The organism is Plantibacter sp. CFBP 8804, assembly GCF_014841225.1.
GTDB classification, from domain to species: domain Bacteria; phylum Actinomycetota; class Actinomycetes; order Actinomycetales; family Microbacteriaceae; genus Plantibacter; species Plantibacter auratus.
The window spans coordinates 236,100-253,003 of record NZ_JACYTU010000003.1; the positions used below are offsets into that span (position 1 = coordinate 236,100).

The 16,904-nt window shown below is 70.5% G+C and carries 13 protein-coding genes; 6 read left to right on the plus strand and 7 right to left on the minus strand.

The window, feature by feature from the left end:
* The first annotated feature begins 50 nt into the window (after positions 1-50).
* A complete protein-coding gene (locus IFU11_RS09205; RefSeq protein WP_064294230.1) occupies positions 51-533 on the plus strand; it encodes a hypothetical protein in 483 nt (160 codons plus the stop codon).
* Between the two features lie 50 nt (positions 534-583).
* On the opposite strand, the gene IFU11_RS09210 is transcribed toward IFU11_RS09205, so the two are convergent.
* Positions 584-1,339, minus strand: coding sequence for an IclR family transcriptional regulator (locus IFU11_RS09210; RefSeq protein ID WP_191940510.1), 756 nt, complete (start codon positions 1,337-1,339; stop codon positions 584-586).
* Between the two features lie 114 nt (positions 1,340-1,453).
* On the opposite strand from IFU11_RS09210, the gene hutH reads away from it, so the two are divergent.
* Positions 1,454-3,070: a histidine ammonia-lyase gene (hutH, locus tag IFU11_RS09215; protein WP_192018752.1), complete on the plus strand. Its 1,617-nt coding sequence runs from the start codon at positions 1,454-1,456 to the stop codon at positions 3,068-3,070.
* A 107-nt stretch (positions 3,071-3,177) separates the two neighbouring features.
* Here hutH and IFU11_RS09220 read toward each other — a convergent pair whose 3' ends face one another.
* The gene (locus tag IFU11_RS09220; RefSeq protein WP_192018753.1) at positions 3,178-7,089 is read right to left on the minus strand and encodes an efflux RND transporter permease subunit; all 3,912 of its coding nucleotides are present in this window, start codon (positions 7,087-7,089) and stop codon (positions 3,178-3,180) included.
* Positions 7,090-7,233: 144 nt separating this feature from the next.
* Positions 7,234-8,676: a MocR-like transcription factor YczR gene (gene yczR / locus IFU11_RS09225; protein WP_079001483.1), complete on the minus strand. Its 1,443-nt coding sequence runs from the start codon at positions 8,674-8,676 to the stop codon at positions 7,234-7,236.
* Between the two features lie 63 nt (positions 8,677-8,739).
* Here yczR and yczE point away from each other — a divergent pair, with 63 nt between their 5' ends.
* Positions 8,740-9,405, plus strand: a complete 666-nt coding sequence (gene yczE, locus IFU11_RS09230) for a membrane protein YczE (RefSeq protein WP_192018754.1) — start codon at positions 8,740-8,742, stop codon at positions 9,403-9,405.
* Between the two features lie 108 nt (positions 9,406-9,513).
* Here yczE and IFU11_RS09235 read toward each other — a convergent pair whose 3' ends face one another.
* The gene (locus IFU11_RS09235; RefSeq protein ID WP_086474609.1) at positions 9,514-10,836 is read right to left on the minus strand and encodes a cation:dicarboxylate symporter family transporter; all 1,323 of its coding nucleotides are present in this window, start codon (positions 10,834-10,836) and stop codon (positions 9,514-9,516) included.
* A gap of 199 nt (positions 10,837-11,035) precedes the next feature.
* On the opposite strand from IFU11_RS09235, the gene IFU11_RS09240 reads away from it, so the two are divergent.
* Positions 11,036-12,694, plus strand: coding sequence for an ATP-binding protein (locus IFU11_RS09240; RefSeq protein WP_192018755.1), 1,659 nt, complete (start codon positions 11,036-11,038; stop codon positions 12,692-12,694).
* Entirely contained in the window at positions 12,691-13,398 is a 708-nt protein-coding gene (locus tag IFU11_RS09245) for a response regulator (RefSeq protein ID WP_064294223.1), read from the plus strand. The genes IFU11_RS09240 and IFU11_RS09245 overlap by 4 nt, the downstream gene beginning before the upstream one ends.
* Positions 13,399-13,626: 228 nt before the next feature.
* Here the strand turns inward: IFU11_RS09245 and IFU11_RS09250 are convergent, their stop codons facing one another.
* The 3 genes from IFU11_RS09250 to IFU11_RS09260 are packed head-to-tail and all read right to left on the minus strand — an operon-like array spanning position 13,627 to position 15,943.
* Complete coding sequence (locus IFU11_RS09250; protein WP_192018756.1) at positions 13,627-15,279, minus strand: hypothetical protein; 1,653 nt, start codon at positions 15,277-15,279, stop codon at positions 13,627-13,629.
* Positions 15,276-15,671 carry a hypothetical protein gene (locus IFU11_RS09255; RefSeq protein WP_192018757.1) on the minus strand — a complete coding sequence of 132 codons (396 nt, stop codon included), beginning with the start codon at positions 15,669-15,671 and terminating at the stop codon, positions 15,276-15,278. The genes IFU11_RS09250 and IFU11_RS09255 overlap by 4 nt, the downstream gene beginning before the upstream one ends.
* Positions 15,668-15,943: a hypothetical protein gene (locus tag IFU11_RS09260; protein WP_192018758.1), complete on the minus strand. Its 276-nt coding sequence runs from the start codon at positions 15,941-15,943 to the stop codon at positions 15,668-15,670. The genes IFU11_RS09255 and IFU11_RS09260 overlap by 4 nt, the downstream gene beginning before the upstream one ends.
* 205 nt (positions 15,944-16,148) lie before the next feature.
* Between IFU11_RS09260 and IFU11_RS09265 the strand changes: the two genes are divergently transcribed.
* Complete coding sequence (locus IFU11_RS09265) at positions 16,149-16,763, plus strand: hypothetical protein (protein WP_192018759.1); 615 nt, start codon at positions 16,149-16,151, stop codon at positions 16,761-16,763.
* Positions 16,764-16,904: the final 141 nt, after the last annotated feature.

Genomic DNA, 16,904 nt, shown 5'->3' on the forward strand with positions numbered 1-16,904 from the left:
AATCGAGGGGTTGCCAGCCGCATCGCACAGTGGTCGGCGATACTGGACTGATGATCTCCGCTGACCTCGCCCGAGCGCTCCGCACCGCCGGCCTGCGCTGGACTCCCGAACCCGGCGACCGCTTCACCATCGACGGCGGTGAGCTCGCCGGCGACGTGTTCACGGTGAGCGAGATGACCGTCGAGGTGCACGAGCACCCGGGTGGCCGCAGTTTCGGCTTCAACGGCACGACCGAGTGGGCGTTGGACTCCGTCGATCAGGAGGAGACGCTCTGGCTGCCGTCGGAACACCAGCTGCGTGCCCTGCTGCGCGGCTCGTTCCGGTCGCTCGAACGCGCGGTGTCCCCGGCTGCGCCGACCGACGGCGAGCCGACACTCGACGACGAACTCGACGTCCTCCTGTCGTTGGGCGACGCCGAGGCGTACACCGTCGTGGTCGAGCTCGGCGGCGAACTGCGACGGTTCAGCGCCGCGACGGCGCCCGACGCTTACGCGACCGCCCTGCTCGAGCTCATCCTGCGCTCGGTCGCCTGACCACGGTTCCGGAGCCGCCGCACCGCCCGCCCGCCCGCTCCGCCGAGCGCTCAGCGACCCCGGATCCGCCGCGACAGCTCGGCCGCCGCCGGGTGGATCTCGCGGGCCAACCACGCCGGATCGAGCCCGGCATCGGCGTCGTAGGTGACCGCGATCGCCGCCGCCGGCCACCCCGTGTGGTCGCGGACGACCACCCCGACACTCGCGAGACCGAGCGTCACCCCGCCGGCCTCGCGCGCATAGCCGTCCTGGGTCGTCTGGGCCAGGACCTGACGGAGCTCCCGGTACCGCTTCGGCCCGTGGCCGGTGCGGTCGACGAACGCCGCCTGGTCAGGGAACAGGGCGCGTAGCTGGCCGGCCGGGAGCGCGGCGAGGATCGCGCAGCCGCTGGCGGTCAGGTGAGCAGGGAGGCGCACGCCGACATCGGTGACGAGGTGCGGCCGACGCGGGGCGCGCTCATCCACGATGTAGAGCACGTCCCGGCCGTGCAGCACGGCGAGATGCGCGCTCTCACCCACCCGGTCGACCAGCTCGGCGAGCAACGGGCGCCCGAGCATGCTGAGCGGCTCCTGGCGCGCGTATCCACCGGAGAGTTCGAAGGCGGCGACGCCGAGCCCGTAGCGACGGGCTTCGGGCAGGTGGACCACGAAGCCGTGCTCCTGCAGCACGCTGAGGAGGTGGTAGACCGTCGATCTCGGCAGGTCGAGTGCCGAGGCGATCGCCGCGGCCGGAAGCGGGCCGCGGGCGCCGGCGAGATGGCTCAGCACGCGCAGGGTGGCGTCGGCTGCCGGGACCTGACTCACCATTGACCTCGTCTCCGCGGCTCGAACACGGCCGCCTGGTCGTCCATGTCTGTCATCCCAGACACGGACGACTCTACGCGCACCGCCGCGGTGGGCGCCCGGGTGTTCCATCGGAATATGGACATCCAGCCCGGCGCGACCCCGACCACTAGCGACCCGACGACCTCCGGTCGCCCGCATCCCGAGCCCGCCGAACCGGCCTCGGTCGTCCTGGGCGCCGGGCCGCTGTCGATCGACGAGGTCGTCGCCGTCGCCCGACACGGCGCACGGATCGACCTCGACGACGAGGCCCTCGACGGTGTCGCCGCATCCCGTCGGATCATCGAGGCGCTCGCCTCCGACCCCGAGCCCCACTACGGGATCTCGACCGGGTTCGGTGCGCTCGCGACCACGTTCATCGAGCCGACGCGCCGCGCGCAGCTGCAGGCGAGTCTCGTCCGCTCGCACGCCGCCGGCAGCGGCGAGGTCGTCGAGCGGGAGGTCGTGCGGTCCCTGATGACGCTGCGCCTCTCGACGCTCATGACGGGCCGCACCGGTGTGCGGGTGGAGACGGTCCGCGCCTACGCGGCGATGCTGAACGCCGACATCACCCCGGTCGTGCGCGAGTACGGGTCGCTCGGATGCTCCGGCGACCTCGCGCCCCTCGCGCACTGCGCGCTGGCGGTGATGGGCGAGGGTGAGGTGACCGACATGTCCGGTCGCGTGCGCCCCGCGGCGGACGCGCTCGCGGATGCCGGCCTCCAGCCGGTCCAACTCGCCGAGAAGGAGGGACTCGCGCTCATCAACGGCACCGACGGCATGCTGGGGATGCTGGCGCTCGCCGTAAACGACCTGCGGATGCTCTTGCGCACCGCCGACGTCGCCGCGGCGATGAGCGTCGAGGGCCTGCTCGGCACGGACGCGGTGTTCGCCGCCGACCTGCAGGCCCTGCGCCCGCAGTCGGGTCAGGCCGAGAGCGCCGCGAACCTGCGGTTGCTGCTCGACGGCTCCCCGATCGTCGCCAGCCACCGGGGTCCCGAGTGCACCCGGGTGCAGGACGCCTACTCACTGCGCTGTGCCCCGCAGGTGCACGGTGCCGCCAGGGACACGGTCGACCACGCCGCGATGGTCGCCGCGCGGGAGCTCGCGAGTGCCGTCGACAACCCGGTCCTCACGCCGGACGGGCGGGTCGAGTCAAACGGGAACTTCCACGGTGCCCCGGTCGCCTACGTGCTCGACTTCCTCGCGATCGCCGTCGCCGACGTCGCGTCCATGTCGGAGCGCCGCACCGACCGCTTCCTGGACCGGAGCCGGAGCAACGGCCTCCCGCCGTTCCTCGCGCACGAGGTCGGGGTCGACTCGGGCCTCATGATCGCTCAGTACACGGCGGCCGGCATCGTGAGCGAACTGAAACGCCTGGCACACCCGGCGTCCGTCGACTCGATCCCGTCCTCCGCGATGCAGGAGGACCACGTCTCGATGGGCTGGGCGGCGGCGCGGAAGCTCCGTCGGGCGATCGACGGTCTCAGCCGGGTGCTGGCGATCGAGGTCATGACGGCAGCCCGTGGCCTCGACCTGCGCAACCCGCTCGAGCCGGCCGTCGGCACCGGGGCGGTGCTCCGCCGGGTGCGTGAGCAGGTCACGGGTCCCGGTCCCGACCGGTTCCTCTCCCCCGAGATCGAGGCGGTCACCGCGCTGGTGCAGTCGGGCGAGATCGTGCGGGCGGTCATCGGCGCGGTCGGCGATCTCCGCTGAATCGGGCGTCACACGACGAAGCCCTCGGGCGCCGGTGACGGCGTTCCCGAGGGCTTCGTGTCGAACGGCTCGAGCCTCAGCTCAGCGTGCGAGCGGCAGGTGGTCGATCACGGCCACTGCGCGCGGCGACGCTTCGGCCGTTCAGCGCCCGATGACGGCTCGGCACCGGGTGCCGTATCGGCGTCGGGCTTCGGCTCAGCGTCAGGCATCGGCGCAGTGTCGCTCGTCGGGCTGGAGTCAGCAGGGAGCTCGGACTCCGGCGCCGGCTCCGTCTCCAGGACCGGCTCAGGCTCGGCGACCGGCTCAGCCTGAGCGACCGCATCAGCCTGCCCGTCCGGCTCAGGCTGCACCGCTGGGGCGGCGTGCTCGCCGGAATGCGCGACCTCGTCCGCAGGAGCGTCGGAGACCGCGTCGGGAAGGGTGATCGCCTCGGTGCGCGGCAGTTCGTCGCCCGTCGCCACATGCGCCCCGTGCACCTCGTGGGCTTCGTGCACCTCGTGCGCGGCGGGCCGCGTCATCGGTCGATCCACCGCCGGCTCACTCGGCGCAGCGACCTGCGGCTCGGGTGCCGCATCCGAGTCCGTGGGAGCCGCATCGGCAGGATCGGCGTCGGCAGGGACCGAATCGATCGGGGCCTCCTCCGCCGGTTCCGCGTCAGCGGGAGCGGCGGCATCTGGAGCCACGTCGACCGGAGTCACGTCCACAGAATCCGACGGAACGGATGCGTCAGGCGCGCTCGGCGCGGTTGCAGCGCTTCCGCCACCGGCGCCGACCATGGCCGGCTCCTCAGCGGGGACCGTCGCGGCCCGCGGCCCCTCGATCGCGGCGACCGTGCGCGGCGTCGGCTTCGGCTCGGCTGCAGCCCGCCGCTGCTCGCGACGTTCCCGGAACCCCTCGACGAGGTTGTAGAGGGTGGGGAGCACGACGAGCGTCAGGATGGTCGAGGAGACGAGCCCGCCGATGACGACGATCGCGAGCGGCTGGGAGATAAAGCCGCCGTGCCCGGTGACACCGAGTGCCATGGGGGTGAGCGCGAAGATCGTCGCGAGCGCCGTCATGAGGATCGGGCGAAGCCTGCGTGCGGCGCCGTGCTCGACGGCCTCGATGACCGTCATGCCGCGTCGCCGGTACTGGTTCACGAGGTCGACCAGCACGATCGCGTTCGTCACGACGATACCGATGAGCATCAGCACGCCGATGAGCGACGGGACGCCGAGCGGCACACCGGTGATGATCTGGAGCCCGATCGCGCCGGTCGCGGCGAACGGCACCGACACGAGCAGCAGGAGCGGCTGCCGCAGCGAACGGAACGTCGCGACCATGATGACGTACACGATGAGGATCGCCGCGAGGAGCGCGAGGCCCAGCTGTCCGAACGCGTCGCTCTGCGATGCCGTGACACCTCCGAGGGTCGCCGTGGTGCCGGCGGGCAGCTTGACGTCGTCGATCGCCGTCTGCACCTCGGCGCTGGCGGTACCGAGGTTGTCGCTGCCCGGCGTCGCGCTGATCGTGGCCGAGCGCAGCCCCTTGACGGTCGAGATCGTCGCGGGTCCGTCGACCTGCGAGACCGTCGCGAGGGCGTCGAGGCGTCGCGGACCGGTGGCGGTCGGGACCTCCGTCGCAGCGAGGGCGTCGACGGTGGTCGGCGGGTCCTGGGCGTCGACGTAGATGGTGAGCGTGGTGTCGTCGATGACGATGGAGCCCACCGTCGTCGGCTGCATGAGCTGCGAGACGTACGCCCCGAGCGCGACCTCGCTGAACCCTGCAGCGGCAGCGGCGTCGCGGTCGACGGCCACCTGGACGTAGGGTCGCGATTCGCTGAGGTTGCTCGTGACCTGGTCGATGCCGTCGAGGCCGGTGACGGCCTGCTGGATCGCGTCGGCGGCCGTCGCGAGATCGCTCTGCCGGGCTGAGGTGATGTCGATCTCGATGTCGCTCGACCCGCCGAAGCCCGCGGACGCGGCGACCTCGATCTCGCCGACGTCGTCGAGCCCGGACAGGTCCTTGCGGACCGTCTTCTGGAGTGCCGTCTGGTCGGCGTCTTCGCTCGTCGTGATCGAGTAGGTGATGGCTCCGCCACCGCCGCCCGAGAACGCGTCGCGCAAGGAGCTTCCGCTCGACCCGATCGAGAGCTGGACGGTGTCGATGCCGTCGATGTCGCGCAGCTTCGTCTCGACCTGCTTCGCCGCCGCGTCCTGAGCGTCGAGGCTCGTGCCGACCGGCAGGGTCTGCGTGACCGTGAGGGTGTTCTGGCCGGAGTCACCGAGGAAGTTGGTCTTCATGAACGGCGTGAGCGCAAAGGTGCCGACGAGCACGAGCACCGACAGCAGCAGCGTGGTGACCGAATGCTTAAGAGTCCAGTGGATGATCGGGAGGTACGCCTTCTGGAGCCGTGACGGCTTCTCGAGGTCGTCTTCGTCCTGCACGCTGACCCGGCGCTCGCGGCGGCTCCGGACCGGTCCGGTCGTCGCGTCGGACGGCGCTTCCTCCGCTGCGGCTGCAGCTGCGAGCCGCTGGGCCTTCGGGGCGCGGAGGAACCAGTAGGCGAGCACGGGGACGATGGTGAGCGCGACGAGGAGCGACGCGAGCAGCGCGATCGTGACGGTGAGGGCGAAGGGTCGGAAGAGTTCTCCGGTGACGTCGCCGACGAACGCGATGGGCAGGAACACGGCCACCGTGGTGATGGTCGAGGCGGTGATCGCGCCCGCGACCTCCTGGACGGCGCTCAGGATCGACCCGGCACGCTGCGCACCGGTGCGGTTGTCGCCGAACGAGAGATGCCGCTTGATGTTCTCGATGACGACGATCGAGTCGTCGACCACGCGCCCGATGGCGATCGTCAGCGCGCCCAGCGTGAGGATGTTGAGTGAGTACTCGGCGACCTGGAGGCCGATGAAGGTGATGAGCACCGAGGTCGGGATGGAGATCGCCGTGACCAGCGTGGCCCGGACGTCGAGGAGGAACACGAGGATGATCAGCACCGCGAAGACGAGGCCGAGCAGCCCCTCCGTCGTCAGGGCCTCGATGGACTGCTCGATGTAGGGCGCCTGATCGAAGACGACGGTGAGCTTGGCGTCGGACCCGATGGTGCGCTCGAGCTCGGGGAGGATGTCGCGCACGCCCTGTGACACCTCGACGGTGTTCGCCGCGGGCAGTTTCGTGACGGCGATGGTGAGCGCCGGCTCGCCGTCGACGCGCGAGATCGACGTGATCGGGTCGTCGCTCAGGGCGACCGTCGCGACGTCGCCGATGGTCAGGACGGAGCCGTCGGCGGCGAAGGCGCCGGTGATCGGCAGGGCGGCGATGTCGTCGACCGAGGTGAGCTTCGTGCCCGTCTGCACGGAGAACGTCTTGTCGCCTTCGGTGATGTCGCCCGCGGGCTGCAGGGAGCCGTTCTGCTGGAGCGTCGTCCCGATGACCCGGCTGGTCTGCCCCGCGAGGGCCAGTTTGGCGTCGTCGGGGGTGATCGTGACCCGCTTGCCCACCTCGCCGACGATCGCCGCGTCGCGGACGCCGTCGACGTCCTTGATGTCGGGGACCACGGAGCTCGAGAGCACCTCGGCCAGGGAGTCCTGGTCGGCCGCACCGGACACGGCGATCTGGATGACCGGGAGGTCGTCGATGCTGCCGCTGACCACCTGCGGGTCGACGGTGTCGGGCAGGGTCGATTTGATGCGGTTGATCGCCTGGGTGATCTTCTGCTCGGCGGTCGCGAGGTCCGTGCCGTAGGTGAAGGTCGCGCTGATGAGGCTCGAGTTCGTGCTCGACGTCGCCGAGGTGGACTCGATACCGGGCACGCCCTGGATCGCGGTCTCGATCGGGGTCGAGACGTCGTCGTTGACGACCTCGGGTGCCGCACCCGGGTAGCTCGTGATGATCGCGAGCTGCGGGAACTGGACCGACGGGATGAGCTCCTGCTTGAGGCCGCCCACCGCCAGGACGCCGAACACGGCTGCCACGATGGTGACGAGCGCGATCAACGCGCGGTTCTTCATGCTGAGGACGGAGAGCAGGTGCACGGAGCCGCTTTCGGTTGTTGCGAGAGGTGCGGACGCTGTAATTATGTCACCGCACACCCGTCCGACGGCGGTCTCGCGCGGAGGCTGGACACGGCACGCACAAGCACTGCGTGTGGAGCGGTGTCACACTCGTCGGCGACGAGGTCAGACGACGTCTTCGAGGTAGTCCAGGGCCGGCACGTGCCCGAACATCGCGGAGTGCCACGTCTGCGTCAGCAGCTCGACCGCCTGCTCCGTCTGGGCCCACGGATAGCTGATCGGGATGCGCAGGTAGCGCTCGAACGCACCGTCGATGCCGAACCGCGGCCCCGCGACGATCACGAGCCCGTGACTCCGCGCCGCGAGCGAGAGCTGCGATGACGCTGCTTCGCCGAGGTTCACCCAGGTGGCGATCCCACCGTCGACCCGCGGCACGGTCCACTCGGGGAGGCGGTCGGCCAGGAGGTCGACGAGCCGGTCGCGGGTCTCGCCGAGCGCGACCCCGCGCCGGGCGACGATGCCGTCCATCGCCGGCATCAACTGCTGGACGGTCAGCTGGTCGAGGATCGGCGTGCCGAGGTCGCCCAGCGAGCGTGCCGAGACGAGCTTCCTGATCGTGCCGCGCTCGGCCCGGATCCACCCGATGCGGAGCCCGCCCCAGATCGTCTTGCCCACCGAACCGATCGTGATGATCGACGCCGGCGCACCCTCGAGAGCGGCGAACGGCGTGCCGTCGAGCCCCTGGTCCGTCGGCCGGTCGATATCGAGTTCCGCCGTGGTCTCGTCGATCACGAGCACCGTCCCGTGCCGCTCGGCGGCTGCGGCGACCCGTCGGCGGGTCTCGAGCGGCATCGACGCCCCGGTCGGGTTGTGGAAGTCCGGCATGAGGTACGCCATCGCGGGGCTCGTGCGCTCGAACCACTGCTCGAGTTCGCGGACGTCCCAGCCGGTCTCCGAGGAGACGGTCGCCGCGCCGAGCCTGGCCCCGGCCGCCCGGAGTGCCTCGTAGGCGTGGGGATAGCTCGGCATCTCGACGAGGACGCGGTCACCTCGGCTGAGCAGGGTGCGGGCGATGAGCGCGATCGCGTGCTGAGCCCCCACGGTCACCATGATCTCGTCGGGGTCGGTGGGCAGCCCGCGCGCGGTGTAGCGGTCGGCGATGGCCTGCCGCAGCTCGGGCATGCCGACCAGGTCGTAGTCGAAGTCGTGCATGTACCGCGGCAGTTCTGCGGCGGCGGTGGACACGGCGTCGATGATCTCGGGGCACGGCGGGACGGCGGCCTTGCTGAAGTCGAGGAACCCGCCCTGTGGCACGGGAGCCAGCGCAGTGGGTGCCGACGGCAGGAGGGTGACGCTGCCAGAACCGCGGATGCTGCGGAGGTAGCCCGCCTCGCGCAGTTCGCGGTACGCCGCGGTGACCGTGGTGCGGCTCAGCGCGAGCCGATCGGCCAGTTCCCGCTCGGCCGGCAGACGGGTACCGACCGGGATGCGTCCGTCGAGGACGAGGAGTCGGATTCGGTCGGCGAGACCGCGGTATGCGGGCGCAGCGGTCTTCCACTGCCCGAGCAGGGCGGCGAGCGATCGGGCACTCAGGGTGATGGAAGCCATTGAACCACGATACCCAGATTGGCCTCTAGCGCCAAAGCCAATCGTGCAATTGGATTGTCCACCATGACCCGTCGTGTGCTCCAACTCCTCATCGGCCTCTTCCTGTACGGCATCGCCATCGCGATGATCGTGCGCGGTGCCGTCGGGGTCGCCCCGTGGGACGTCCTCACCCAGGGACTCAACCTGCGGACCGGCCTGAGCTTCGGACTCATCACGATCATCGTCGGCGGGCTCGTGCTCCTCGCCTGGATCCCGCTCAAGCAGCGGCCGGGTGTCGGCACCGTCCTGAACGTCCTCCTCGTGGGGCCATCGGCCGACATCGGGCTGGCGTTCATCCCCGCGGACCTCGACCTCTGGGCGCGCATCCTGCTGTTCGCCGGCGGACTGCTCCTCCTCGGCGTCGCCTCCGGCCTCTACATCGGCGGCAACTTCGGCCCCGGCCCGCGGGACGGCCTCATGACCGGCATCCACCGTGTCACCGGGTGGCCGATCTGGGTCGGGCGCACGGGCGTGGAGCTCGTCGTCCTCGGCATCGGGTGGCTGCTCGGCGGGAACGTCGGCATCGGAACGGTGGTCTTCGCCGTGCTCATCGGCCCGATCTGCGGCTACACGATCCCGTTGTTCCGGATCGCTCCGCGGACGGAGCACTCGACCCCCGCCGTGGACGAGGCGGTGCTCGAGGGCGACACCCCGCCGTCGAAGCCGATCGTCGACTCCCCGGCCAATTGAGCACCCTTCGACAGGCTCAGGGTCCGGGAGCGACAGGCTCAGGGTCCGGGAGCGACAGGCTGAGGGACCGGGTTGTCCGGTCCCTCAGCCTGTCGACGTGCCGATGCCTCAGGGCTTCGCCACCGCCACCGCACCTGTGTGGTCGTCGACGCTCATCGTCGCCTCGTCGAACCGCGAGCGACCGGAGAGGACCTCGCCGACCTGCACCCGGTCGACCTCCTTCACCCACGTGCCGATGATGATCGTGGCGACCGCGTTGCCGGTGAAGTTCGTGAGCGCACGCGCCTCCGACATGAAGCGGTCGATGCCGACGATGAGGCCGACCCCGTCGACGAGGTCGGGTCGGTTGGCCTGCAGGCCGCCGGCGAGGGTCGCGAGACCGGCGCCGGTGACGCCCGCGGCGCCCTTCGACGCGATGATCATGAACACGAGGAGCGAGATCTGCTCCCCGAGGTTCATCGGGACACCCATGACGTCGGCGATGAAGATCGACGCCATGGTGAGGTAGATCGCGGTGCCGTCGAGGTTGAAGGAGTAGCCCGTCGGGACGGTGATGCCGACGACCGGCTTGGAGACACCGAGGTGCTCCATCTTCGCGATGAGTCGCGGCAGCGCCGCCTCGGAGGAGGAGGTGCCGACGATGAGGAGGTACTCACGGCCGAGGTACTTCATGAGCTTGAAGATGTTGAAGCCCGTCGCGAGGCGCAGCACGCCGCCGAGCACGACGACGATGAACAACGCGCAGGTGATGTAGAACGCGATCATGAGCGTGGCGAGCCCGACGAGCGCGCTCGCACCGGCGGACCCGGTCACGGCGGCGATCGCGCCGAAGGCACCGATGGGTGCGATCCACATGATCATTGCGAGCACCCGGAACACGAGCGCCTGGATGAGCTTGATGCCGCGCAGGATCGGTTCGCCCGTCGTCCCCATCTTCTGCAGGCCGAAGCCGACGAGCAGGGCGACGAAGAGGACCTGCAGGATGTTGCCGCCGGTCAGCGAGGACACGAGCGTCGTGGGGATGATGCCGAGGATGAACTCGGTCGTGCTCTTGGCCTCCCCCTCCACCTGGTAGCTCGTCTCGGCGAGGTTCAAGCCGGCGCCCGGCTGGATGAGGTTGCCGACGACGAGGCCGATCGCGAGGGCGAAGGTCGACATCACGATGAAGTACAGCAGCGCGAGCCCGCCGACCTTGCCGACGGTCGCGGCCTTCGCGATCGACCCGACGCCGATCACGATGGTGCAGAAGATGACCGGGGCGATCATCATCTTGATCAGCGCCACGAAGGCGTCGCCGATGGGTTTGAGTCCCTTCGCGAACTCCGGGGCGGCGAGGCCGACGACGATGCCGGCGAGCACCGCGACGATCACCGCGAGGTAGAGGTAGTGGGTCTTGTCCAGCCGTTTCAGGGAGGAGAGCGTCATTGCCATTCCGGATCCGTTTCGTCGGCCGCGTCAGTGCGGCAGCGGGTGGTCGATCGCCCCATGCTGCGACCACCCCGCCGGATCGAGCGGGTTGTGGTCGTAGTGACCGCTTGTGGTCGTACTGGTCGCGGTCGGCGACGCCTGAGGCCGTCGTCACCACCGATACTTGAGGGGTCGACGCGACGGAGCAGACGGAGGTGACGCGATGGCCGGTCGGTCCAGGAGCATCGCCTCGCGGCTCTTCCTCGTGCAGCTCGTCGCGGTCGTCGCGATGACGCTCGTCGCCGGCGTCCTGCTCTGGTTCCAGGCCCGCACCGAGACCGAGGACCGCGCGGTCGCGAAGTGCCTCGACGTCGCGAACGGCGTCGCGGACAACCCTTACGTCGTCGCGCAGCTCGGCTCGGATCGCCCGTCGGACGCGCTCCAGCCCTACGCCGAGGCGCTCATGCGCGACACCGGCGTCGACTTCGTGACGATCATGGCTCCGGATCGCACCCGGTACACGCACCGCGAGCGCGACCAGATCGGCAAGCCGTTCATCGGCACGATCGGACCGGCGCTCGAGGGACGGACCTTCACCGAGACGTACACGGGCACGCTCGGCCCCTCGGTCCGCGCCGTCGCACCGATCCGTGACGACGCCGGCGAGGTCGTCGCCCTCGTCGCCGCGGGGGTCACGGTCAGCAACGTGTCCGAGACCTTCGAGACCCGGGTGCCGTGGTTGCTCGGGACGGCCCTGCTCGTGCTCGTCATCGGCGCGATCGGCTCCTGGACGCTCCGCCGCTACCTCGCTCGGGTCACCGGTTCGCGCGGACCGGAGGACCTCGCCAGGATGTTCGACTACTACGAATCGGTGCTCCACTCCGTACGCGAGGGGCTCGTCCTCGTGGACCGCCACCGCCGTCTCGTGCTCGTCAACGACCAGGCGGCCGAACTGCTGGGGCTGCCCTTCGGCGAGCGTTCCCCGGGAGCGGTACCGGTCGACGAGCTGCCGATCGACGCGGGGCTACGGGAGCTCCTCGCGAGCGGACGCCAGGCCGTCGACGAGATCCACCTCACGCGCGACCACGTGCTCGTCGTGAACCAGGAGTCGGCGGTCGGTCCGGGCGAGACGGCGGGACCGCACCCGCGTGGGTGGGTGATGACGCTGCGCGACCACACCGAGATCGAACACCTGAGCGGCGAGCTGGCCTCGATGCGGACGATGAGTGACGCCCTGCGCTCGCAGACCCACGAGTTCGCGAACCGGCTGCACACGATCGTCTCGCTCATCGAGCTCGACCGGCGGGAGGAAGCGCTCGACCTCGCGGCGCAGGGACTCGGAGCGAGTCAGCGGTTGACCGACCGCGTACTTGCGGCGGAGCAGGAGCCGGTGATCTCGGCGCTGCTGCTCGGTAAGACGGCGCAGGCGGCCGAGCAGGGGGTCGAGCTGCACCTCGAGAGCGACCCGGCGCTCGGACGCGTGCGCGTCGACCCGGCCGTGATCGTCACCATCCTCGGCAACCTCATCGACAACGCGATCGACGCGGCGTCCGGTGATCGCCCCTGGGTGGAGGTCTACCTCGGGCAGGGGCTGCCGGACGAACTCGGCGCCGGGCGGTCCGCCGACGCCGAGACGACGGAGCTCGTGATCCAGGTGACCGACAGCGGACCGGGCCTGCCCCCGGAGGCGCTCGACCTCGCGTTCGTGCGCGGCTGGTCGACGAAGGAGCCCGGCCGCTACGGCCGGGGGTTCGGTCTCGCGTTGGTCCAGCAGGCCGTGACACGGCTCGGCGGCACGATCGAGGTCGTCCGCGAGCCGTCCTCGGCGTTCGTCGTGACGCTGCCGGCCGCGGTCGGGGTCCGGGACGAGGCAGGCACATGAGCGAGCGCATCCGGGTCCTGGTCGTCGAGGACGAACCGATCGCCCAACAGGCCCACGCGTCCTACCTGCGCCGCGTCGAGGGCTTCGAACTCGCCGCCGTGGCGGGCGATGCGGCCACCGCGATGCAGGCGCTGCGGGCAGCTGCGGCCCACCGCTCCCCCGACGACCGGATCGACCTCGTCCTGCTCGACCTCAACCTGCCGGACGCGCACGGTCTCGAGCTCTGCCGACGCATCCGGACGGCGGGTATCGACGTCGACGTCATCGCCATCACCGCGGCCCGTGATCTCCGGATCGTCCGAGCGGCGGTCTCGGCGGGCATTGTCCAGTACCTCATCAAGCCGTTCGCGTTCCCCGCGTTCGCCGACAAGCTGGAGGCGTACCGCTCCTTCCGGCGCACGATGTCGGCGGAGGGCTCGGTGGCGAGCCAGCACGAGGTGGACCTCACCCTCGCCACGCTGCGAGCGCCGTCCTCCCGTCCGCAGTTGGCGAAGGGCCTCTCGGAGGACACCCTCCGCCTGGTCTCGGACCTCCTCCGGCAGGCGGCCGGACCGCTCTCCGCGAGCGAGGCGGCAGCCGCCGGGTCCCTGTCGCGGGTGACGGCCAGGCGCTACCTCGAGTACCTCGCCGAGACGGGCGCCGTCGAGCGGTCGCCGCGCTACGGCACCCCGGGGCGCCCGGAGCTCGAGTACCGCTGGCGCTGAGCGGACGTCGCTCTCCACCGCCCCGGCCCCTGAGCCGCCCCTGCCTCCAGTCCCCGAGCAACCCCACGCGGTCCCCGACCCCCCCTCCGGTCCCCGAGCCGCCCCGGGCATCCGGTCCCTGAGTAACCCCACCCGGTCCCCGAGCCATCCCGAAGCCCCTGGTCCCCGAGCCACCCCCTGCTTCCGATCCCCGACCAACCCCACGCGGTCCCTGAGCTTGTCGAAGGGTCAGCTCGGGTTCACGACGGCGTAGATCTGGTTCCAGTTCGCGAAGCCGGTGACCGGGTCGTCCGAGCCGTTCAGCATGATGTCCTCATCCACGGAGTTCGTCTCGCCGGTCGACGGATCGTAGATCTCGTAGTCGCCGTCGTGGAAGCCGATGATGAGCACGTAGTGCTGCGGGATGGTGTTGTCGCTCGGGCCGACGAGGAGCGGGACGGGCGTCCCGTCGTTCGCCGCCGCCGCGGCCTCGGTGAGTGCCGCCCCTCGGCCCGAGTCACCACCCAGGGCGTTGGTCCAGTCGATGTGGTAGTCGGTACCGGTGCGGTCCGACTCGTCGACCGCGCCACCGGGCGCCGTGCCCGCGACGTTCGGGTAGTCGATCGGGCCGGGGAACAGGTCGTTCGCACGGTCCTGGACGGCCTGCTGCAGGAACGTCATCCGATCCTCGGTGTCCAGACCGGCCGCGTCGGCGAGGTCGAGTCTCCGGAGGTAGTCGGGCACGTGGCCGTCGAGGAACTCGCCGGTCTGCAGCCAGTAGGCGAGGAACGGGTCCGACTGGGCGGCGAGGGTGATGAGCGTCGTCGATCCGCAGGTCTTGTTGTTGTACTGGTCGAAGGTCTCGCCGTTCACCGTGGCGTCACCGTTGTCGCCGACGCCGAGGTTCGTGAGCTCGTCGATCATGCGCTGGCGTTCGCCGGGCGGAGCGTTCTTGATCGCGTCGGCGAGGGCGAGCACGGAGGAACTGCCGGCGCCGGTGGCGATCGCACTCATGAGGAGGGCGCTGACGGCGGGATCGCCGGACTCCTCCATCGCCGCGAGGATGCGTTCGCGTTCGTCGTCGCTCATCGCGTTCCAGTTCTGGACGTAGTTCGCCCATTCCGTCTCGGAGAGGACCGAACCGTCGGGGTCGCCGTTCGGGAACTGCGTCCGCGAGACGAGGACGTCCAGCCGCGTCTGACCCACGGGCACCTCGACGCCCGCGAGCACGGCGTAGCCCTCGGAGTCCGACAGTGCCCGCTGCAGCGCCTCACCGGCCGCCCATGCGTCGTCGTAGGCGTCGTGGCAGACGGACACTCCGTCGAGGATCTGGCCGGCCCCGCGGACGAGGTCCGAGAGCACACCGGCGACCTCTCCGGCTCCGGTGATCGGGTTCGTCATCGCCCATGGGTTCACGGAGATGTTCCCGATGGTCCGCTGACCGTCGCGGATGGTGTCCGCACCCGGATGGTGGGCGGCGCGGGCCGCGGTGATGGCGTCCGCGTAGTCACGCAGACCGGTGGCCCCGGTCCGGAGCCCCTCGATCTCGCTGTCGACGAGGGTGTCGACGGACGCCAAGACTTGTGCCGCGCTCGCGCCGGTCACCCCGACGAGGGCGTCCGGCAGGCTCGACGCGGTGACGGTGGAGAGCGTGGTCTGGATCGTCTCGGCGGCGAGTGCAGCGTTCTCGTACTGCTCCGCGAGCCCGTCGATGGTGGCCGGATCACCCGGCGGTGGGGTGTCCGCAAACGTGGAGGATCTGGGGATGAGCCCGACCGCGCGTTCGACGAACGAACCGATCGAGGTGATGAAGCTCATCGGGTCACCGCTCAGCGAGCCGATGAAGGTGGCGAGCACGTCGATCTCGGCTGAGCTCTTGGTGCGGAGGTCGGAGAGGTTCATGGTCGGTCCCCGGTCCCGGCGGCGCGCGTGGTCGTGGCGAGTCCGGAGAGGAGCTGCAGCACGACGGTCTGCAGCCTGGCGACCCCGCGCAATTCGGCGGCGGTCTCCGCGCTGTCGGCTCCTCGACGACGCGCGTCGATGAGGGCGTCGAGCAGGACGACCCCCGCCTGCTCGTCTGTCAGCATGCCGGCACCGAGGCCGATCACGGCGTCGAGACCGGCCGTGCGGACCACACTCGCGACCTGCTCGGTGACGCCGGCGGGGACACCGGCCCCGCGGAGTTCCGCGGCGAGCGACGCGACCCGTGCGCCGGTCGCGGCCCGCTCGGCCGCGTCACGGCGATCGGACGGGACCGCCGTGGGTGGCGGAGCCTGCGGCGACGGCGCGGTCATGAGGCGTCCTCGGCGAGGGCCGCGTCCGTGCCGGCCATGGTGTCCGCGACGTGCTGCATCCATCGTGCGAAGTCGTCGAGCGTCTTGCCCGCCTCCGTCATCTCGGTCCGCCACGTCAGCTCGAAGGCGGCGGCGTTCGCAGCCACCTGCTCGTCGAGGAACGACGTGTCGAGGCAGGTCGAGAAGATCCCCGTCGCGCTCGTGGCCGCGCCACCCACCGCTTGTACGACCGCCGCCAGGCCCGCGTCGTCCACCTGCATCGTGCCACTCATGGGTCCCCGCTCTCCGGTGCTGTTCGCGCTGCCCGGTCGATCCCGGTGAGGCGCCTGATCCGATGGTTCCACCTTGTCCCCGCCGGCTCCGGAAGACGATGGGCAGCACTCCCCATCACCCGTCGGGCGTCGGACGTGGCGCACGCCGGGGTGTCGGTTACGGTGAGGGTGACGCGTCCGCTCGGGCGCCGCGGAGGGAACCGTCATGCAGCAGATCCATCGTCGCCTCGCGACCGTGTCGCTGACGATCCTCGTTGCCGCGCTCGCTTGTACGGGATGCGGCCTGTCGGCGACACCCGTCGTGGCCGACGAGACCGACCACGCCCGGCTCACCGCGTTGGCCGATGATCCGCTCTTCACGGACGGCAGCGTCACCGGGCCACGGGTTCCGGACACCTCTGCCAACGTCAGCGTGCAACGCGGGGCGATCACGGTCGAGGACCTCTGGCCGTCGGACGTGACCGCGGAACCAGGAGCGAGCGGACCCGCCTGGCCTGCCGCCACCGCCATGTTGGCCCAGCTGCGCGACGCAGGGTGGCGACCGGTGGCCGTCTCCTGCGAGCTGGATCCGTCGTCGGGGTTGGAGGGCGCGACGGTGTACGCCACGAAGGAGTTCGACGACTTCACCGCTGCGCTCGAGGCCGAGGTGAGGCCTCCATCCTCGAAGCTCGTCGGGTACGTGCCCTTCCATTTGGAGGCCGACGACCCGTGGTCGGCGCACTCGGAGGTCCCGGCGGGATCCAGTTGCCTCGACGGCAGTGGGCCACCGAGCGACGAGGGGTCCGTCCCCGACGACCTGGCCATCGCTCCCTGGTACTGAGCCTCCGCCGCTGCAGACCGACGTGCGCCGCGACGACCGTCCGGCCGCCGATCCCAGGGTCGACTCAGGGTGATCCCGGAGGTTCCGGGGGTTGCCACGCACCGAGACGCGATATATCGTGAATTCCAGTTCAACGCGATA